The sequence below is a fragment of the Halopseudomonas xinjiangensis genome, from assembly GCF_900104945.1.
In the GTDB taxonomy this organism is placed as follows: domain Bacteria; phylum Pseudomonadota; class Gammaproteobacteria; order Pseudomonadales; family Pseudomonadaceae; genus Halopseudomonas; species Halopseudomonas xinjiangensis.
In genome coordinates this window covers 1592747-1613340 of record NZ_LT629736.1, presented here as the reverse complement: position 1 = coordinate 1613340, position 20594 = coordinate 1592747, and the positions used below count along the sequence as shown (strand labels likewise).

Genomic DNA, 20594 nt, shown 5'->3' with positions numbered 1-20594 from the left:
TTCAGCATTCGCGGGCTAGCCATCCGGGGCGGCTAGCGCGTCCATCAGCACACGCACCTTGGTCAAGGTTTCCTGATACTCGGCTTCCACCTCTGAGTCGGCGACCACGCCGCCGCCGCCCCATAGAAACAAATCGTCGCGCTCGCGAATAATAGTACGAATGGCGATATTCATATCCATCTGACCTTCACAACCTATATAGCCGATGCTGCCGCAATACATGCTGCGGCGGACCGGTTCGAGTTCTTCGATGATCTGCATGGCGCGAATCTTCGGCGCGCCTGTAATGGAGCCCCCAGGAAAGGCGCCTGCAAGGAGGCTCAACGCATCTTCTCCTGAAGCCAGCTCGCCGGTAATGCTGCTGACCAGGTGATGCACGTTCGGGTAGCTTTCGATGGCGAACAGCTCGGGGACGCTCACGCTGCCTGGCCGGCAGGTCCGGCCGAGGTCGTTGCGCAAGAGATCGACGATCATGACGTTTTCCGCAAGGTCCTTGGCACTGGTCCGCAGCTGCCTCGCCAGACGCTGGTCCTCCTCATCCGACACGCCCCGCGGACGAGTGCCCTTGATCGGCCTGGTCTCGACACGGCCGTCGCGTACCTGCAGGAAGCGCTCAGGGGAGAGGCAGAGAACGCTTGCGTTGTCATGTTCGAGATACGCAGCGAAGGGAGTAGGGCACGCGCGTCGCAGCCGAGCATAGGCCGCCAGCGAATCGCCCTGGCAACGCGCTCGGAAGCGCTGCGCCAGATTGATCTGATAACAATCACCGGCCTGGATGTAGTGCTGGATGCGCGTAAACAACGCATCGTAGGCGCTTTGTGCCTGGTCGGCAGCAAACGGCGAGACGAGGGCAAACGGGGCCGGGCGGATATCTGGCTGCCGCAATCGATCAAGAATATCTGCTCGCGTCTGGTCGGGTAGAGCAGGATGCGCGACTAGCCAGCACTGCTCCAGGACGTGGTCGCTGACCAGGCTCCACAGGTAAATCCCCAGCCCTAAAACAGGTAGCGCGATGTCGGCTTTGGCCTGTTCAGGCAGGCTTTCCAGCTCGCGTGCGAAATCGTAGGTGAGGTAGCCGACCGCGCCGGCACCGAAGGGCGGGCTCTGTTCCGTCGGCCAGGTCGCCGGCCCAAGGGCTGCCAGAGCGCGGCGAACCCTGCCGAGCGTGCTTAAGGCAGACTCATCGGGCAGCGGCTCGATGTGCTCGGCGGGGCCTGCGCAAAGGATGCTGTACCGACCAAGGGCGCCGCTAGCTGATGCGGAATCCAGGAGGATCGGCCGGCCGAGCGCTCGCACGCTATCGAGCCGCGGCAGCGGGTCGATAGCGTAGGGTAGTTCGGTAAGGGTGTACTGCATTGGTCCGGCTAAGCCGCTTACTCCGCGGCTGGCTGGTCGACGGAATCGGCTTCGGCTACTGGCTCGCGAACAGCCGCGAAGTGCTTCTGGGAAAAGGCCAAACGTTCTTCAGGCGTCTCGATACGGCCGGCTTTTTTCAACTTGGCGATATGGTGCTCCACCATATGGCATCGCTTGGTCAGGCCGGCATCGTTGGCAATCTGAATGTTCAGACCGGGACGAGCGTTGAGCTCCAGGATCAGCGGCCCCTTGTCCTGATCGAGCACCAGATCGACGCCGATATAGCCGAGGCCCGACAGCTCGAAGCAGCGTGTTGCCAGCAGCATGAAGCCGTCCCAGTCAGGCAGTTGAACGCCGTCCACCGCGTTGGTGGTGTCTGGATGCTTGGTGATCTTGTTGTTCAGCCAGGTTCCTTTCAAGGTCAGACCGGTGGCCAGGTCGACCCCGACACCGATAGCGCCCTGGTGCAGGTTGGCTTTGCCTCCGGATTGCCGTGTCGGCAGCCGGAGCATGGCCATGACCGGATAACCCATCAGTACGATGATACGGATATCCGGCACGCCTTCGTAACTGATGCTTTTGAAAATCGGGTCCGGTGTGACCCGATATTCGATCAGTGCGCGGTCACGATGTCCGCCAAGCGAGAACAGGCCTGAGAGGATGCTCGAGAGATGATGCTCGATTTCCTCGTGGCTGATGATCTTGCCGGATACCGTTTTGTAACGACCTTCGAAGCGGTCGCCAATCACCAGGATCCCGTCACCGCCGGCGCCCTGCGCTGGCTTGATGACGAAGTCGCGGTAGGGCGCAACGATCTTGTCCAACTGATCGATCTGCTTCTCGGTCTCGATGATCCCGTACAGGTCCGGCACGTGAATGCCGGCTGCGATGGCTCGCTCCTTGGTCAGGATCTTGTCGTCCACGACCGGGTACAGATGCCGCTTGTTGTACTTGAGTACGTAGTCGGCGTTACGCCGGTTGATACCCATCACGCCAGCAGTGCTGAGCGCCTTCCAGGTCTTCCACAGAAACATGGTGTCTCCTCAGCCCTGTTTGGTCAGCGCTTTAAAGCGCATCAGTTCGGTCAGGCGGTAACCGCGGTAGCGGCCCATGGCGAGCATGAAGCCGACCAGTACCAGCAGGATCGCCGGGAAGGTGAACACGAAGTACGCCAGTTCCGGGATGGTCATCAGCAGGTGCGCCAGTGTCGCGGCGACGATGGTGCCCACTGCCACCTTGAACGAGGCCGCGCCTCCGCGCTCTTCCCAGTTGATCGACAAGCGCTCGATGGTCATGGTCAGGATCACCATCGGGAACAGCGACACCGACAGAGCTCGCTCAATGCCCAGCTTGTGGCTGAACAGGCTGATCACCGCGATGATGATCACGACGAAGGTCAGCACGATCGACAGCCGCGGGAGCATTTGCAGCTTCAGGTGCTCCAAATACGAGCGCAGCGACAGGCCCAGGGCGGTAATCAAGGTGAACAGGGCGATGCCCCAGCCAACCTGAGTCTCGCGGAACGCCAGCGAAATCAGCACCGGCGTGAAGGTGCCGAGCGTCTGAATGCCGATCAGGTTACGCAGTACCAGGATCACCAGGACGCCGATCGGGATCATGATCATCACCCGATAGACCTGCTGCGCATGCAGCGGCAGGCCGTACAGTGAATATTCGAGCAGCGCGTTGGAGCTGTTCTCGGTAGTCATCTGCGCCAGGCGCAATGCATTCATTTCACTGTTGTTGATGGTGATGTTCAGCTGGCCGCGGCGGCCGCCATCGATGCTGAACATCGGTTGCGGGCCTACCCACCAGACCATGCGATTTTCCGGAATGCCCTGTTGCCCGGTTTCCGGATGGAAATACAGCCAGCGCTCGCCATTGTGGCTGCGCAACCAGAGCTCCGGCTCCTGATTTGCAAGCGGCTCCAGGCGAATAGTGTGGACAAGTTCCAGTGGGATGCGCGCATTCGACAGCAGGACATCGATCACCCGGGCCTTGCTCATCGGCGAGGTGTCGCCGCCGAGCAGGAGGCGCACGTTGTCGTCGGTGGTGTCGTTGACGCGACGGATGGCTTCGGTAATGAAGGTCTCGATATCGGCAGAGTGCTGGCGGATCGGGCTGATCAGTGCATCAGCGGCGATTTGCTCAGGACCTTCCAGTTCGATTGGAACCCGCGGCGCTGGCGGCGGGACTTCCGGCTTCTCGGTGCTGTAGCGCTTGGTCAGCACCAGACGGTAGTAGAGCGCCTGGGTGCCGCTGGAGCGCCGCGCCGACCAAGTCACACGACGGTTGCCATCGACCTGGTTGATGCTGACGCCGTAGTTGTTGGAAATGAAGCTCTCGTTGAGCGCGGTGTAATCCTGGTCCAACGGGGGAATGAACAGTTGGGCCTTGACCGGCACGCCGGGCGTTGCCTGAAATTCCAGCCGGGCGTCGAGACTCCAGATGTCGTCGGTCTCGTCCTCGGTCAGGGGGATCTCCAATACGTATATCTGGTAGCCAGTTATGAGCAGGCCCAGGCTTACCATCAGGGCGATCAGAATCTTCAGATGCAGGTTGATCGATTGCATATTGTTCTCGGCAACGGTTTTAGGCAGTGCGTCCGCGTGACATCCAGGCAGCGGCAAGCGCAACAGGGCGGCATATTAACATGTTGCGTCCACCGCTCGTAGTGAGAGACGCCTGAGCCGGACAAGGCCGTCGACCAAAGTTGGCAGCTCCGATTGTTGACAATCAGGCACGGTGTTGCGCATGCTTTGTTCGGTTTGCCCACTAGGGCAGCCTGAAAAACCAAGAGGTTGTCGACAATTGGTAGATTCAGCCCAGCTTGTCCCTTCGCAGACACTGTCTGACGGTGCTTTCGAGCGCATCCAGACGGCGATCGTGCAGGGCGACATCCCGCCAGGCACGCGCATCAGCGAGCAGTTCCTGAGCAGCACCTTCGGAATCGGACGCGGCCCTCTGCGCGAGGCGATCCGGCGGTTGGAAGGGCGCCGTCTGGTCGTTCGTATCCCGCATGCCGGGGTGCGAGTCGTGTCGTTGTCATACGAAGAACTCATTGAGCTGTATCACGTCCGTGAAGCCTTGGAAGGTATGGCCTGTCGGCTTGCTGCGCAGAACATGACTGACGCAGAGATCGCCGGTCTGCGCAAAGTGCTGGCCGAACATGAACAGCATAGCGGCCTGCAAGCGAACCAGTCCTACTATCGCCAGGAAGGCGACCTTGATCTGCACTATCTGATCATTCACGGCAGCAAGAACCGGACCCTGAGCGACATGCTCTGCGGGGATCTTTATCACCTGGTGCGCATGTATCGGTACAAGTTCTCGTCCACGCCCAAACGGCCGCAACAGGCCTTTGCCGAACACCACCGAATCATCGAAGCCATCGCCGACCGCGATGGCGAACTCGCGGAAATGCTCATGCGCCGGCACATCAGCGCATCGCGCCGCAACATCGAGCGTCGCCTGCTGGAGCAGGACGGTGCATCGCTTTCCTCTGGAGAACATTGCTGATGTCGAATACACCTGGTCAACGTTTCCGCGATGCGGTTGCCGAAGAACATCCATTGCAAGTCGTGGGGGCCATCAACGCAAACCACGCTCTGCTGGCCAAGCGCGCCGGTTTCAAGGCGATTTATCTGTCCGGCGGCGGGGTCGCTGCGGGATCGCTGGGCTTGCCCGACCTGGGTATCTCGGGCCTGGACGATGTGCTGACCGATGTTCGCCGCATCACCGACGTATGCGATCTGCCCCTGCTGGTCGACGTCGATACCGGCTTCGGCTCCAGCGCCTTCAACGTAGCGCGCACGGTCAAGTCGATGATCAAGTTTGGCGCGGCAGCGATGCACATCGAAGATCAGGTCGGCGCGAAGCGCTGCGGCCATCGTCCAAACAAGGAAATCGTATCGCAGCAGGAAATGGTCGACCGGATCAAGGCGGCGGTCGATGCGCGCACGGACGACAGCTTCGTGATCATGGCGCGCACCGATGCGCTGGCCGTCGAAGGTCTGAACGCGGCCCTGGACCGCGCCGCGGCCTGCGTTGAAGCCGGTGCCGACATGGTGTTTCCGGAAGCGATCACCGAGCTGGACATGTACAAGACGTTCGCTGACCGGGTGAAGGCGCCGATCCTGGCGAACATCACCGAGTTCGGCTCCACTCCTTTATATACGACCGATGAACTGGCCTCGGCCGATGTCTCGCTGGTGCTGTATCCGCTGTCGGCGTTTCGCGCCATGAACAAGGCGGCGGAAAACGTCTACAACGCCATTCGGCGCGACGGCACGCAGAAGAATGTGGTCGATACCATGCAGACGCGCATGGAGCTTTACGATCGCATCGACTATCACGAATACGAGCAGAAACTCGACGCGCTCTTCGCGCAGAAAAAATCCTGACCGGTCACGGCTCACCTATTTGCAAGGAGAACAAAAATGGCAGAAGCGAAGAAACTCAGCGGGGCCGGCCTGCGTGGCCAGGTTGCAGGCAAAACAGCATTGTCGACGGTCGGAAAATCCGGCTCGGGCCTGACCTATCGTGGCTATGATGTGAAGGATCTGGCGGATAGATGCCAGTTCGAGGAAGTCGCCCACTTGATCCTCAAGGGGCACCTGCCCAACCAGTCAGAACTCGATACCTACAAGGCCAAGCTCAAATCATTGCGCAAGCTGCCCGAGCCTTTGAAGGAGGTGCTCGAGCGCATTCCGCAGGACGCCCATCCGATGGATGTCATGCGTACCGGTGCCTCGATCCTCGGCAATCTGGAAACCGAAGCCGACTTCAGCCAGCAGCAGGACGCGACCGATCGCATGCTCGCCGTGTTCCCGTCGATCATCTGCTACTGGTACCGCTTCAGCCATGATGGTGTACGCATCGACGAGAACACTGATGATGATTCGATCGGTGGGCATTTCCTGCACATGCTGCGTGGCGAGAAGCCCAACGCGCTGCATGAAAAGGTGATGCACGTATCGCTGATCCTGTATGCCGAGCACGAATTCAATGCGTCGACCTTTACCGCCCGCGTGTGCGCTTCGACCTTGTCCGACATGCACAGCTGCGTCACCGGCGCCATCGGTTCGCTACGCGGCCCGCTGCATGGTGGTGCCAACGAGGCGGCAATGGACATGATCGACCGCTTCAAGAGCCCGGAACATGCAGAAGAAGAGATGATGGGCATGCTCGTGCGCAAGGACAAGATCATGGGCTTCGGCCATGCGATCTACAGCGAATGCGATCCGCGCAACGAGATTATCAAGCAGTGGTCGGAAAAGCTCGCCCAGGACGTTGGCGACACCGTTCTGTACCCGGTCTCGGTTCGTTGTGAAGAGGTCATGTGGCGCGAGAAGAAGCTGTTCTGCAACGCCGACTTCTTCCATGCCTCGGCTTATCACTTCATGGGCATCCCAACCAAGTTGTTCACGCCGATCTTCGTCATGAGCCGGCTGACTGGGTGGGCGGCCCATGTGATGGAGCAGCGCGCTGATAATCGCATCATTCGTCCAAGCGCGGAGTACACCGGTCCGGAGATGCGTGCGGTCGAGTCGATCGAAAAGCGCTGAGGCTGGCGTCGATGAAACTGGAGCAGGGGTCGTTATCGACCGCCTGTTCCAGACACGCTGTGAAGACGTCCCTGTACGCTCGGCGATGCCCATCCCTGGGCATCGACGGGCTGAAACAGGCGGTCGACAACGCCCCCGCGGCGCAGCGTGCGAATTCGAGTTTCTAAACCCTAATTTTAGAGCAGCGCTCTTAGGCAGCTGCCTCTCAACGACCTGATGAGCCTGATAAAAGATGAACACTCAATACCGCAAGAAGCTCCCGGGCACCGACCTGGACTACTTCGATACCCGTGAGGCGATCGAAGCAATCGAGCCCGGCGCCTACGACGGCCTGCCATACACCTCCCGCGTACTCGCGGAAAACCTCGTGCGCCGCTGCGATCCGGCAACGCTGACCGCGTCGCTGAAGCAGTTCATCGAGCGCCGCCGCGACCTGGATTTCCCCTGGTACCCGGCGCGTGTGGTGTGCCATGACATCCTGGGCCAGACCGCGCTGGTCGATCTGGCTGGTCTGCGTGACGCCATCGCCGAGCGGGGTGGCGATCCTGCCAAGGTGAACCCGGTGGTGCCGGTGCAGTTGATCGTCGACCATTCCCTGGCAGTGGAATGCGGCGGCTTCGACCCGCAGGCGTTCGAGAAGAACCGAGCAATCGAAGATCGGCGCAATGAAGACCGTTTCCACTTCATTGATTGGACCAAGTACGCGTTCGAGAACGTGGATGTGATCCCGCCGGGCAATGGCATCATGCACCAGATCAACCTGGAAAAAATGTCACCAGTCGTTCAGGCGCGCGATGGCGTAGCCTTTCCGGATACCTGCGTCGGTACCGACAGCCACACGCCCCATGTCGACTCGCTCGGAGTGATCGCCATTGGGGTAGGCGGACTGGAAGCGGAAAGCGTCATGCTCGGCCGCGCGTCCTGGATGCGACTGCCAGACATCACCGGCGTCGAGCTGACCGGTCGGCCGCAGCCGGGGATTACCGCCACCGATATCGTGCTGGCGCTGACCGAGTATCTGCGCAAGGAAAAGGTCGTCGGTGACTATCTCGAGTTCTGTGGTGAAGGCGCTGCGTCGCTGACCCTGGGCGACCGGGCCACTATCTCCAACATGGCGCCGGAATACGGCGCCACGGCGGCGATGTTCTTCATCGATCAGCAGACTATCGACTACCTGCGCCTGACCGGTCGCGAAGAAGATCAGATCAAGCTGGTCGAGACCTATGCCAAGCACACAGGCCTCTGGGCCGACAGCTTGAAAGGAGCTCGTTACGAGCGGATGTTGCGCTTTGATTTGTCCAGCGTCGTTCGCAATATGGCTGGCCCGTCCAACCCGCACGCTCGCGTCGCCACCAGCGATCTGGCTGCTCGCGGCATCGCCGGCAAGTGGGTAGAGACAGAAGGCGAGATGCCGGACGGCGCGGTGATCATTGCCGCGGTGACCAGTTGCACCAACACCAGCAATCCGCGCAACGTGATCGCCGCAGGTCTCCTGGCACGCAAGGCCAACGAGCTTGGTCTGACCCGTAAGCCCTGGGTCAAGTCTTCCTTGGCGCCCGGTTCGAAAGCCGTGCAGCTGTATCTGGACGAGGCGGGTCTGACCGATGAACTGGAAAAGCTCGGGTTCGGCATCGTCGCCTTCGCCTGCACCACCTGTAACGGTATGTCCGGCGCGCTGGATCCTGACATTCAGAAGGAAATTCTCGACCGCGATCTGTATGCCACTGCCGTGCTGTCTGGTAACCGCAACTTCGACGGCCGGATCCATCCGTATGCCAAGCAGGCGTTCCTCGCTTCGCCGCCACTGGTCATCGCCTACTCGATTGCCGGCACCATTCGCTTCGACATCGAGAAGGATGTGTTGGGCGTGGTCGACGGCCGCGAAATCCGCCTGAAGGATATCTGGCCGACCGACGAAGAGATCGATGCGGTGGTCAAGACGTCGGTCAAGCCCGAGCATTTCCGCCAGGTCTACATCCCGATGTTCGACATCACTCGCGACACCAGCAATATCGTTGATCCGCTCTACGAATGGCGTCCGATGAGTACCTATATCCGCCGCCCGCCTTACTGGGAAGGAGCGCTGGCTGGTGAGCGCTCGCTCAAGGGCATGAGGCCGCTGGCGGTGCTGGGCGACAATATCACCACCGATCACCTGTCACCGTCGAACGCGATCCTGATGGACAGCGCCGCAGGTGAATACCTGCACAAGATGGGTCTGCCGGAAGAAGACTTCAACTCCTACGCAACCCACCGCGGGGACCACCTCACTGCCCAGCGAGCGACCTTCGCCAACCCGAAGTTGCTCAATGAAATGGTCGTTGATGAAAGCGGCAAGGTGAAACAGGGCTCGCTGGCGCGCATCGAGCCGGAAGGCAAGGTGACGCGGATGTGGGAGGCGATCGAGACCTACATGGAGCGCAAGCAGCCGCTGATCATCATCGCCGGTGCTGATTATGGCCAGGGATCATCGCGTGACTGGGCCGCGAAAGGCGTGCGGCTCGCGGGTGTCGAGGCCATCGCCGCAGAGGGTTTCGAGCGCATTCACCGTACCAACCTGATCGGCATGGGTGTGTTGCCGCTGGAGTTCAAGCCGGGTACGACGCGCGAGACCTTGGGTATCGACGGTACCGAAGTGTTCGATGTGCTGGGCGACCGTACTCCGCGCGCGGAACTCACTCTGGTGATCAACCGCAAGAGCGGCGAACGGGTGGAGGTGCCGGTGACCTGTCGGCTGGATACCGCGGAAGAGGTGTCCATTTACAACGCCGGCGGGGTGTTGCAGCGCTTTGCCAACGATTTCCTCGAAGCCGAGGCGCAAGCTTGAAACCCGCTTCCCGGGTAGGTGCGCTCCTGTTTTCCGTGTAGGAGCGCACCTGGGCGCGATAGCAAAGGTCAGAACCTTTCGCGCTGGCAGAACGATTTTCATCTGAGGACTCGCAACAATGCCACATGTACCGCAAATTCGGATTCCCGCTACCTATATGCGCGGCGGCACCAGCAAAGGGGTGTTCTTCCGCCTGGAAGACCTGCCCGAGCGAGCCCGGGTGCCGGGCGAAGCGCGTGACAGATTGCTCATGCGCGTTATCGGCAGTCCGGACCCTTATGCCAAACAGATCGACGGCATGGGGGGCGCGACCTCGAGCACGAGCAAAACGGTCATCGTAAGTCGCAGCAGCCAGGCGGACCATGACGTTGATTACCTGTTCGGTCAGGTCTCCATCGACAGTGAGTTCGTCGACTGGAGTGGCAACTGCGGAAATCTGTCGTCAGCGGTCGGCTCGTTTGCCGTAGCGGCAGGCATGATCGATGCCGAGCGTATTCCGGAGAACGGCATCGTCACCGTGCGTATCTGGCAGGCAAACATTCGCAAGACGATCATCGCGCATGTACCGATCACCCATGGCGAAGTGCAGGAGACCGGTGATTTCGAACTCGACGGCGTGACCTTTCCGGCTGCCGAGGTCGAGATCGAATTTCTCGATCCGGCCGACGAAGGCGAGGGCGGCGGTTCGATGTTCCCCACGGGCAATCTGATCGACAATCTCGAAGTGCCCGGTGTCGGCACGCTGAAAGCGACCATGATTAACGCTGGAATCCCGACGATCTTCGTCAACGCAGAAGATATTGGCTACAGCGGCGCCGAAATGCAGGAAGCGATCAACGGTGATCCTGCCGCGCTAAAGCGCTTCGAGACCATTCGCGCTCACGGCGCGGTGCGCATGGGGCTGTTCAAGCACGTCGATGAAGCGCTCAAGCGTCAGCACACGCCGAAGGTCGCCTTTGTGGCGCCTCCGGTCGACTATGTGTCCTCCAGCGGCAAGCAGGTGCTGGCCTCGGAAGTCGATTTGCTGGTTCGCGCGATGTCCATGGGCAAGCTGCATCATGCCATGATGGGCACGGCAGCGGTCGCCATTGGTACAGCAGCAGCGATCCCGGGCACGCTGGTCAACCTCGCCTCAGGAGGTAGTGAGCGCACGTCGGTGCGTTTCGGGCATCCGTCGGGCACCTTGCGTGTAGGCGCCGAGGCGACGCGTAAAGGCGGCGAGTGGTCCGTCACCAAGGCGATCATGAGTCGCAGCGCGCGTGTCCTCATGGAAGGCTGGGTGAGAGTTCCTGCGGATTCGTTCTAATCGGTACTCAACTATCACGAAGGGGACGGGACATGAATCTTGATCTGCGCGGCAAGCGCGCTCTGGTTTGCGGTGCGAGCCAGGGGCTTGGCGCGGCCTGCGCCAGGCAACTGGCCAGCCAGGGCGCTTCGGTTGTCGTCCTGGCGCGCACCGCTGACAAACTCAAGGATGTGTGCGGGAATTTGTCGACAGACCAAGGCCAACGTCACGGCTTCCTTGCGGTCGATGCAAACGATGCTGTGGCCCTGGTGGAAGCGGTGACAACCGAGAAAGAGCAGGGCGGCGCTTTCCAGGTCTGGGTGAACAACACCGGCGGGCCGGCCCCTGGACCGGCGCACCTTGCCGAGCCAGCTGCGTACGCTAAAGCGTTCAGTCAGCATTTGATCAGCGCGCAGTCGCTACTCCAGGTGCTCTTGCCAGGTATGCGCGAGGCCGGCTATGGACGGATCCTCAACGTGCTGTCTACCTCGGTCAAGCAGCCGATTGCCAATCTGGGCGTGTCCAACACCATGCGCGCGGCGGTTGCGAATTGGGCAAAAACGCTGGCGGGCGAACTAGCGGCTGACGGTATCACTGTGAACAATGTGCTGCCAGGCATGACTCGGACGGCGCGGCTCGACAGTCTGATTCAGCAAATCGCGCAGAGCTCTGGGCGCAGCGTCGAACAGGTGACGAAGGGCATGCTGGGGAATATTCCCGCCGGGCGCTTTGCCGAGCCGGAGGAGTTCGCCAATACGGTGGGCTTTCTGGCTTCGCCGGCGGCGGCCTTTATCAACGGCACCAGCATTGCGGTAGACGGCGGAAGCACAGGGTGCATGTAAACAACGTGCGGACTGATCATGCCGGCGCCTGCCGGCATGATCGTTTATGTCAGTCGTGCAGGTGCTCGCAGGCGTGCAACGTGTTTTCCAGCAGACACGCTCGGGTCATCGGCCCGACCCCACCCGGAACCGGGGTGATCCAGGCGGCGCGTTCGGCAGCCACTTCAAACTCGACATCGCCACATAGCCGGCCGTCTTCCATGCGGTTGATGCCCACGTCGATAACGATGGCGCCGGGCTTGATCCACTCGCCCTTTACCAGCCCCGGCTTGCCCGCAGCGACGACCACCAGGTCCGAACGGCTGACATGATCGGCCAGATCGCGCGTGAAGCGGTGAGTCACCGTGGTCGTACACCCGCCGAGCAATAGCTCGAGCGCCATCGGGCGACCGACGATATTCGAGGCGCCGACTACCGTAGCGTCCAGGCCGTACAGGTCGACTCCGGTGCTCTTCAACAAGCGCATGATGCCGAGGGGGGTGCACGGACGAAGCAATGGCATCCGTTGAGCCAGTCGACCAATGTTGTAGGGGTGGAAGCCGTCGACATCCTTGTCGGGCCGAATGCGCTCAAGCAACAGCGATGAGTCCAGATGCGCCGGTAGTGGCAACTGCACCAGGATGCCATCGATTTCAGGGTCATCGTTCAGGCTGTCGATCAGGCCCAGCAGCGTGTCCTGGGTGGTATCCGCAGGCAGGTCATGAGAGCGCGAAATGAAGCCGACCTCTTCGCAATCCTTGCGTTTGTGTGAGACATAGACCTGCGAAGCGGGATCCTGGCCTACCAGGATCACAGCGAGACCGGGGATTCGAAGACCTTTATCCTGGCGGGCTCTGACCTGGGCAGCGATTTCCCGGCGCAGGCTGGCGGCGATCTGCTTTCCATCGATGAGTTTGGCGTTCATTGGGTTCCTGACGCAGACAAAAGAATGCGGCGATTGTCGCATGGGGAGGGGGCGGGCAAAAGGGTGCAACAGGCCCGGTACATAACTTCCTCAAATTTCACAAAAAAATGCTAATCGGCCGTTGACGCCTCGGAGGTGGCTGAGTATGATTCGCCCCGCTTCACAAACACAGCGATACCGGTTTGGAAGGCGACCAGGCTTCACCGTTTATCCGAGTTTCGGCTTGTATGACGGACATTTTCAGATACCCTTACGGGATTCGTGAATGTGCTCAAGGCGCCCGTAGCTCAGCTGGATAGAGCATCCGCCTTCTAAGCGGATGGTCGCAGGTTCGAGTCCTGCCGGGCGTGCCATCGCACAATCGTCTGGAAGTAATGAAGCAAGAGTAATGGTGGGCGTAGCTCAGTTGGTAGAGCACAGGATTGTGGCTCCTGGTGTCGTGGGTTCGAAACCCATCGTCCACCCCATTTCTCGACACGCCAGACCCTCGGTCTGGCGTTGTTGTTTGTAGTGTTCTGCAGTGCCCTGGTTTGCGGACGTGGTGGAATTGGTAGACACACCAGATTTAGGTTCTGGCGCCGCAAGGTGTGAGAGTTCGAGTCTCTCCGTCCGCACCATTTAATCAGTTGATTGTGCCTCACGTTCTGCTTCGTCTGTCGGACGCTTTTTTCCTCTTCCTTCCGCCATCTCCCGCGTCGGCGCCTCGCCGCGATAGTTTACTTTCAAGTTTTGGAACTGTTAGCCGATAACCGGTTCTTGATAGATGGCTGTGTGCCACTACACTAGGTAGAAAACTCAAGCAGGCTATGTGATGGAGCGAATAAACGGTTCTCGCAGGAAGCTGGACGGCCTGACGCTGATAGAATTGCTGCTGGCTTTGATCATTGTCGGTTTGCTCGCGGCGGTTGCGCTGCCTAGCTACGAGCGCTACGTTCTCAGGGCCAAGATCGCGGCAGCAACCGCGGACATTGTCAGCATCGAAGCGATGATCGAACGGTTTCATTCGGTCAATCGCAAGTACCCTGGAAGCCTTGCCGAGATCCGGATGGATCATTTGCGTGACCCATGGGACAACCCATACCAGTTTTTGAATTTCGACTCGCTCAAGGGAAATGGGAAGGGCGGGATGCGCAAAGACAAGAATATGGTGCCGGTCAATACCGACTACGACCTCTATAGCATGGGCGAGGACGGGCGCACCAATCAGACGTTCACGTCCAAGCAAGGGCGGGACGACATCGTAAGGGCAAATAATGGTGGCTATGTCGGTCTCGCTTCAGAGTACTGATTGATGCGAATAGACTTTCAGACCTTCAACAGTCGGTTCGCTCGGCGCCTCTTCATATTCCTTTTCATCGCCATCACGCTGCCGGTCACGGTGCTTTCAGTCGTCACCGTCGTTCAGGTCTTCGACCATTTCGCGGCGCAGCATCGCCAGCAGCTACATCGCGAAACTAAACAGCTCGGCATGAGCGTTTTCGAGCGAATCGAGCGAATCTCCTCGGAGCTTGAGATCGCTGCGGTGACAAGTTCGGACGCCGGACGCCTTGAGCACGCCCACTGGCTACAACCTGCGAATCCGAGCGCTGCGGCAGCGTGGCGATGGTTAGGCGAGGCTCCCGAGAATCTGGTCAGGCTGGACGCGGCGATCGAGGGTCTGATACCTGTGCCTCCGGCCACGTTCGCGCTCGAACGGGTGCAGATCGACAGCGAAGCAGTATTTGTCGGCATACTCACAGTTGGAGGCGACGTATTTGCGGCTCCCGTCGATCCGGAGTTTCTCTGGGAGGCAGCGCACCTCCCCGCTGATCAGATCATCTGTGTTGTAACCCCAGACTCGGAGCTGCTGTTCTGCAACGCAGCCATCGGTCGCGAAATCCTTGGGCCCGGCAGGAAATATTCAGATTGGAAGGGTTCGGGCTTTTTCGGTTGGGTCGCTGCGGACCGGGTTATGACCGCCTCCTACTGGGAAATCTTCCTCAAGACGATAGGCATGAACACGGCATGGACCGTCGTGCTTAGCGAGCCGGAACAGGAGCTTCTAGCTCCTCTTGAGCAGTTCCGCACCACCTTGATCATCGTCGTTCTCGCGTCGATGCTGGGCGCCCTTCTACTGAGTATTGGTCACATCCGCCGCGTACTTAAACCTCTGCAGGCGCTGCATGAAGCGACTCGACAGGTCGGTGCAGGGAGACTGGATCGCCAGGTCATCCTGCGCAGCGGGGACGAATTCGAAGAGCTGGCGGACTCGTTCAATCAGATGACGGGGCAGCTGGCTAGCCAGTTCCGACAGCTGGAGACCCTTGCGGAAATTGATCAAGTGCTGCTATCACCTGAAGACCCGCATGCTGTGGTCGGTACGGTTATGAAGCACATTGGCGGAATACTCGACACCGAATTGTTCGGACTGCTTGTTCTGCGTGAGGGGGATAGCCGCCTGTTGATTACTCTCCGGAGCGGGCAGGAGCGGAGCTTTGCTATGCCTGGTCTTCCTCTGCTTGAGGGTTCGGAGCCTGAAGACGAGCCTGTAGCCTCGGTGACATCCCATCGGCCGGTCTGGCTTCCGAAGGAAGTTGGCTTGAACATTCAGAGTTGGGGCTTGGTGCCGCTTCGTGGAGAAGGAGCTACCGATTGGGTCCTCGCCGGTTGGAAGCAGCCCGAGGCGTGGGCGAAACAGGAGCTACCAAGGACAATCCAGTTCTCGGGGCGGATCCTGGTTGCGCTGAGCCGTGCTCGCTGGCAGGAAAGGCTGTTCCGCCAGGCTCATTTCGACGACCTGACCGGCTTGCCGAACCGCGCTGCGTTCAAGAGCCAGTTGCAGCGCGCACTTCAGCGCGCGGCACACGAAAAGCTCCGTCTCTCGTTATTGTTCATCGATCTGGACAGATTCAAGCTCATCAATGATTCGTTGGGTCACGCTGAGGGCGATCTGTATCTCAAGGAAATAGCCAGCCGTATACGGGAATGTGTTCCCTCGTCGGAGCTCGTTGCGCGGCTCGGGGGCGACGAGTTCACCATAGCGATTAGACAGACACGCGCCGGCGAGGACTTGTCCGCCATAGTGACCGGCATTATCCGCTCATTGTTGGACGTGGTGCCTCGCCCGGTGGCGATTGGTCCGCATCAGCTGCGTAGTACGGTGAGTATTGGGGTAGCGAGCTTCCCCGAGGATGGCACCAGCCTGGATGACCTGATGAAACAGGCCGACACAGCTATGTACCAGGCCAAGAAACTCGGCGGAGACGGATATCACCACTTCGCCAGCGACATGCATCGCGCGACGCAGCAGCGCATGGAAATGGAGAGCGAAATGCGTCATGCCCTGGAGGCAGGCGAGTTCGAACTGCACTATCAGCCGCAGGTCGGCGCAGACGGGGTAACCATTCTCGGAGCTGAGGTCCTGCTTCGTTGGCAACACCCATCGCGGGGAATGGTATCACCTGGCGTGTTCATTCCCATCGCAGAAGAATCAATGCTCATTGCGGAGATCGACCGCTGGGTTCTTGCTGCCGCCTGTTCGCAAATACGCGCTTGGCTTGATCGGGGTGTCGAGCCGGTTCAGTTGTCTATCAACATATCCGCGGCACACTTTCAGCAGCGAGGTTTTGTTGCGTTTGTGTTGGATACGCTCGAGCACTACGAGCTTGCTCCGGAATGCATCGAGCTGGAGATCACTGAAGGGGCACTGATACGTGACGTCGCCTTTGCGCTGGAATCGCTGCGTACACTTCGGGGTAAAGGGATACGGCTGGCAATAGACGACTTCGGTACCGGGTATTGTTCGCTGTCTTATTTAAAAGCGATGCCAATCGACAAGCTGAAGATTGACCAATCTTTCATTCGAGATATCACTCGTTCCGGTCGAGACGCGGCGATTGTCGAGGTCATCCTGCAGCTTTCTCATCAGCTGGGGTTGAGCTGCATCGCCGAGGGGGTGGAAACCACTATCGAATCTTCATGGCTGAAAGCGCGAGGATGTCAGGCGTACCAAGGTTATTTGTTCTACCGTCCTATGCCTCTGCACGCCTTCGACCTACTCCTGAGGCGGGCGACCGAGGAGGGATTCAGAGCACTTCGTGCGTAATGCTCGGCTAGCTTGAACTGTCGGCGTGCGAGCAAGACGGCAATCTCTGCCGCTACGCTGATGCCCTGCCCGCAGCAGTGATGACTTATCAGCTGCGAGCGACTAGAATGTCGTCCCTTTAGAATTCGTCCAATCACTCTGTTTTGTTCAACGAGGACTATCCATGCAAGTTTCGGTTGAAACCACTTCCGGCCTTGAGCGCCGCATGACCGTTGGCATCCCTGCCGAGCGCATCGAAAACGAAGTCAACAAGCGTCTGCAGCAAACCGCCAGCCGTGCTCGTGTCGATGGTTTCCGCCCCGGCAAGGTGCCCATGAGCGTTATCCGCAAGCGCTTTGGTGGCTCGGCTCGCCAAGAAGTGATCGGCGAAGTGATCCAGTCCTCTTTCTACGAGGCCGTCGTGCAGGAAAAGCTGAATCCTGCCGGCGCGCCCAGCGTTGAGCCCAAGCAGCTCGACGAAGGCAAGGACTTTGAATACATCGCAACCTTTGAGGTATACCCGGAAGTCCAGCTGGCCGATTTCTCCGGCATCAGCGTCGAGCGCATCGATGCCGACGTGACTGATGCGGACGTCGAGAAGATGCTCGACATCCTGCGCAAGCAAAATACCTCGTATCAGAACGTTGAGCGTGCGGCACAGAACGACGACCAGCTGACGGTGGATTTCACCGGCCGCATCGACGGTGAAGCGTTCCAGGGTGGTACTGCCAGCAATACCCAGATCGTGCTCGGCTCAGGCCGGATGATTCCTGGCTTCGAAGAGGGGCTGGTCGGCGCCAAGGCCGGCGAATCGCGCACGCTGAACGTAACGTTCCCCGAGGACTATCAAAATCTGGAACTCGCCGGCAAATCTGCCGAGTTCGACGTAATGGTCCATGCGGTCGCCGAGCCGACCTTGCCTGAACTCAATGATGAGTTCTTTGCCCGTTTCGGCGTTGAGGAAGGCGGTATGGAAGGCTTCCGCGCCGAGGTTCGCAAGAACATGGAGCGCGAGCTTCGCCAGGCGATCAAATCCAAGACCAAGACCCAGGTCATGGACGGACTGCTTGCTACCAACGAAGTGGAAGTGCCACGCGCTCTGATCAGCAGCGAAATCGATCGTCTGCGTCAGCAGGCCGTCCAGCAGTTCGGCGGCGCTAACATCAAGCCGGAACAGCTGCCTGCCGAGTTGTTCGAAGAGCAGGCCAAGCGTCGCGTCAGCCTTGGTCTGATCGTGGCTGAAGTGGTCAAGCAGAACGACATCAAGCCGGACAATGATCGCGTTCGCGCGATGGTTGAAGATCTGGCGTCTGCCTATCAGGAGCCGCAGCAGGTTATCAACTGGTACTACCAGAACGAGCAGCAATTGGCTGAAATCCAGTCGGTTGTGCTGGAAGAGCAAGTGGTGGATACTGTGTTGCAGAAGGCTAAGGTAACCGACAAGCAGGTTGCCTACGAAGATGCCGTCAAGCCGGCGCAGCCCGCAGGGGCGCAAGGCGGCGAGGCGGAAAGCAGCGCTGACGAGTAATCTCGTCGCTCAATTACGCAGCGCATGAGCCAGCCTTCGGGCTGGCTCTCGTGTTTCTGCGACAGGCTAATCGGAGTGACATCGATCCATGACCCATAACAGCTTTACCCAGTTTCCGCCGGATATTCAGGCCGCAGGTGGTCTGGTACCTATGGTTGTAGAGCAGTCTGCGCGGGGCGAGCGCTCCTATGACATCTATTCGCGCCTGCTCAAGGAGCGGGTGATCTTTCTTGTGGGTCAGGTAGAAGACTACATGGCCAACCTGGTGGTGGCTCAGTTGCTGTTCCTCGAGTCGGAAAATCCCGACAAGGACATCCATCTGTACATCAATTCGCCTGGTGGTTCGGTCACTGCAGGTATGGCGATTTACGACACCATGCAGTTCATCAAGCCCGACGTCAGCACGCTGTGCATCGGCCAGGCTTGCAGCATGGGTGCGTTCCTGCTGACTGGCGGTACCGCGGGCAAACGTTTCAGCTTGCCGCACTCCCGCCTGATGATTCACCAACCGCTGGGCGGCTTCCAAGGACAGGCTTCAGACATCGAGATTCACGCACGCGAGATTCTGTTCATTCGCGAGCGCTTGAATCAGATCATGGCCCACCACACCGGCCAGCCGCTCGACGTGATTGCTCGCGATACCGACCGTGACCGCTTCCTGAGCGCAAACGAGGGTGTCGAATATGGTCTGATCGACCGTGTTCTCGACAGTCGCGCCGTGCTCGGCTGAGATATACCGTCCATCGCTTGACTAGGGGGCTCGCACCGCGCGAGCCCCCGTTTTTCCCGCTTTTCAGCGTCGGGAGGCGGGCCGCATTGACCGGGTCGAGCTTGCAAACTGGCGCATATGCCTTCATCTTTGTTTTCAAGAGCGACTGTAAGTAGGGGTTTTCAATGACCGATATGACTGGGAAGGGTGACGATAGCGGCAAGCTGTTGTATTGCTCCTTCTGCGGCAAGAGCCAGCATGAAGTGCGCAAGCTGATTGCCGGCCCCTCCGTGTTTATCTGTGATGAGTGCGTTGACCTGTGCAACGACATCATTCGGGAAGAAGTACAGGATAGCCAGGCGGAAACCAGCGGTCACAAGCTGCCTTCGCCGAAGGAAATCAGCGGGATTCTGGATCAGTACGTCATCGGGCAGCTGCGTGCCAAGAAGATTCTGTCGGTAGCGGTGTACAACCACTACAAGCGCCTGAACCAGCGCGAAGGCAAGGACGACGTCGAGTTGGGCAAGAGCAATATCCTGGTCATCGGTCCGACCGGTTCGGGCAAGACTCTGCTGGCCGAGACGCTTGCCCGTCTGCTCAACGTGCCGTTCACGATCGCTGACGCCACGACCTTGACCGAGGCAGGGTATGTCGGCGAAGACGTGGAAAACATCATTCAGAAGCTGCTGCAGAAGTGTGATTACGACGTCGAAAAAGCTCAGATGGGCATCGTCTACATCGATGAGATCGACAAGATCTCGCGTAAGTCGGACAACCCGTCAATCACTCGTGACGTTTCCGGCGAAGGCGTGCAACAGGCCCTCCTGAAGCTGATCGAGGGCACCGTCGCCTCGGTACCGCCACAGGGTGGACGCAAGCATCCGCAGCAGGAGTTTCTCCAAGTTGATACCCGCAACATCCTGTTTATTTGCGGGGGCGCGTTCGCCGGCCTGGAAAAGGTAATCCGCGATCGCTCGGAAAAGAGCGGAATCGGTTTCAACGCGGCGGTTCGAAGCAAGGACGAAGGCAAGAAGGTTGGCGAGGCATTGAAGGACGTCGAGCCCGAAGATCTGGTTCGATTCGGCCTGATTCCGGAATTCGTCGGTCGCTTGCCGGTTATCGCTACGCTCGACGAGCTCGACGAGGCTGCTCTGATGCAGATTCTCACCGAGCCGAAGAATTCGCTCACCAAGCAGTACGCCAAGTTGTTCGAGATGGAAGATGTTGAGCTGGAATTCCGGGCCGACGCGCTCAAGGCCGTTGCGCATAAAGCTTTGGAGCGTAAGACCGGTGCCCGTGGGCTGCGGTCCATCCTGGAAAATGTTCTGCTCGATACCATGTACGAGATTCCATCGGCTGAACATGTCAGCAAGGTGGTCATCGACGAGAATGTCATCAACGGCGATTCCCAGCCGTTGATGATCTATGAGTCGATGGAGCAGCCACCGAAGGCCTTGCCGGAAGACTGAGCTACGTCTTTCTTCCGTTCGATAGTGCCGCTCCCGGCGGCACT

General features: G+C 59.4%; 15 protein-coding genes and 3 tRNA genes. 14 read left to right on the top strand and 4 right to left on the bottom strand.

Going from position 1 to position 20594, the window contains the following annotated elements:
* Positions 1-15 precede the first annotated feature (15 nt).
* Genes pabB through rloB form a run of 3 tightly spaced genes read right to left on the bottom strand, consistent with a single transcriptional unit; the run spans position 16 to position 3929 of the window.
* Entirely contained in the window at positions 16-1356 is a 1341-nt protein-coding gene (pabB, locus tag BLT85_RS07375; RefSeq protein WP_093392683.1) for an aminodeoxychorismate synthase component I, read from the bottom strand.
* 17 nt (positions 1357-1373) lie between these two features.
* A complete protein-coding gene (locus BLT85_RS07370) occupies positions 1374-2390 on the bottom strand; it encodes an alpha-L-glutamate ligase-like protein (protein ID WP_093392681.1) in 1017 nt (338 codons plus the stop codon).
* A gap of 9 nt (positions 2391-2399) precedes the next feature.
* A complete protein-coding gene (gene rloB, locus BLT85_RS07365; RefSeq protein ID WP_093392679.1) occupies positions 2400-3929 on the bottom strand; it encodes an osmotic stress tolerance membrane protein RloB in 1530 nt (509 codons plus the stop codon).
* Positions 3930-4167: 238 nt separating this feature from the next.
* Between rloB and BLT85_RS07360 the strand changes: the two genes are divergently transcribed.
* From BLT85_RS07360 to BLT85_RS07335, 6 genes are all read left to right on the top strand, one after another.
* The gene (locus BLT85_RS07360) at positions 4168-4875 is read left to right on the top strand and encodes a GntR family transcriptional regulator (RefSeq protein ID WP_231701557.1); all 708 of its coding nucleotides are present in this window, start codon (positions 4168-4170) and stop codon (positions 4873-4875) included.
* Complete coding sequence (gene prpB, locus BLT85_RS07355) at positions 4875-5759, top strand: methylisocitrate lyase (RefSeq protein WP_093392675.1); 885 nt, start codon at positions 4875-4877, stop codon at positions 5757-5759. Before BLT85_RS07360 ends, prpB begins: the two co-directional genes overlap by 1 nt.
* 36 nt (positions 5760-5795) lie before the next feature.
* Complete coding sequence (gene prpC / locus BLT85_RS07350; protein ID WP_093392673.1) at positions 5796-6923, top strand: bifunctional 2-methylcitrate synthase/citrate synthase; 1128 nt, start codon at positions 5796-5798, stop codon at positions 6921-6923.
* Between the two features lie 232 nt (positions 6924-7155).
* Complete coding sequence (acnD, locus tag BLT85_RS07345; protein WP_093392671.1) at positions 7156-9750, top strand: Fe/S-dependent 2-methylisocitrate dehydratase AcnD; 2595 nt, start codon at positions 7156-7158, stop codon at positions 9748-9750.
* A gap of 118 nt (positions 9751-9868) precedes the next feature.
* A complete protein-coding gene (prpF, locus tag BLT85_RS07340) occupies positions 9869-11056 on the top strand; it encodes a 2-methylaconitate cis-trans isomerase PrpF (protein WP_093392669.1) in 1188 nt (395 codons plus the stop codon).
* A 32-nt stretch (positions 11057-11088) separates the two neighbouring features.
* A complete protein-coding gene (locus BLT85_RS07335; RefSeq protein WP_093392667.1) occupies positions 11089-11877 on the top strand; it encodes an SDR family oxidoreductase in 789 nt (262 codons plus the stop codon).
* Positions 11878-11926: 49 nt separating this feature from the next.
* On the opposite strand, the gene folD is transcribed toward BLT85_RS07335, so the two are convergent.
* Positions 11927-12781, bottom strand: a complete 855-nt coding sequence (folD, locus tag BLT85_RS07330; protein ID WP_093392665.1) for a bifunctional methylenetetrahydrofolate dehydrogenase/methenyltetrahydrofolate cyclohydrolase FolD — start codon at positions 12779-12781, stop codon at positions 11927-11929.
* A 276-nt stretch (positions 12782-13057) separates the two neighbouring features.
* Between folD and BLT85_RS07325 the strand changes: the two genes are divergently transcribed.
* The 8 genes from BLT85_RS07325 (at position 13058) to clpX (ending at position 20550) form a co-directional block, all read left to right on the top strand.
* Positions 13058-13134, top strand: a tRNA-Arg gene (locus BLT85_RS07325).
* 38 nt (positions 13135-13172) lie between these two features.
* A tRNA-His gene (locus BLT85_RS07320) sits at positions 13173-13248 on the top strand.
* A gap of 65 nt (positions 13249-13313) precedes the next feature.
* Positions 13314-13398: transfer RNA gene (locus BLT85_RS07315), tRNA-Leu, on the top strand.
* A gap of 194 nt (positions 13399-13592) precedes the next feature.
* Positions 13593-14069 carry a type IV pilin protein gene (locus BLT85_RS07310; protein WP_093392663.1) on the top strand — a complete coding sequence of 159 codons (477 nt, stop codon included), beginning with the start codon at positions 13593-13595 and terminating at the stop codon, positions 14067-14069.
* 3 nt (positions 14070-14072) lie between these two features.
* Positions 14073-16865 carry a putative bifunctional diguanylate cyclase/phosphodiesterase gene (locus tag BLT85_RS07305; protein ID WP_093392661.1) on the top strand — a complete coding sequence of 931 codons (2793 nt, stop codon included), beginning with the start codon at positions 14073-14075 and terminating at the stop codon, positions 16863-16865.
* A gap of 163 nt (positions 16866-17028) precedes the next feature.
* Positions 17029-18372, top strand: coding sequence for a trigger factor (gene tig, locus BLT85_RS07300; RefSeq protein WP_093392659.1), 1344 nt, complete (start codon positions 17029-17031; stop codon positions 18370-18372).
* A gap of 88 nt (positions 18373-18460) precedes the next feature.
* Positions 18461-19102, top strand: a complete 642-nt coding sequence (gene clpP / locus BLT85_RS07295; RefSeq protein ID WP_093392657.1) for an ATP-dependent Clp endopeptidase proteolytic subunit ClpP — start codon at positions 18461-18463, stop codon at positions 19100-19102.
* 164 nt (positions 19103-19266) lie between these two features.
* Positions 19267-20550 carry an ATP-dependent Clp protease ATP-binding subunit ClpX gene (gene clpX / locus BLT85_RS07290; RefSeq protein WP_093392655.1) on the top strand — a complete coding sequence of 428 codons (1284 nt, stop codon included), beginning with the start codon at positions 19267-19269 and terminating at the stop codon, positions 20548-20550.
* The last annotated feature ends 44 nt before the right edge of the window (positions 20551-20594 follow it).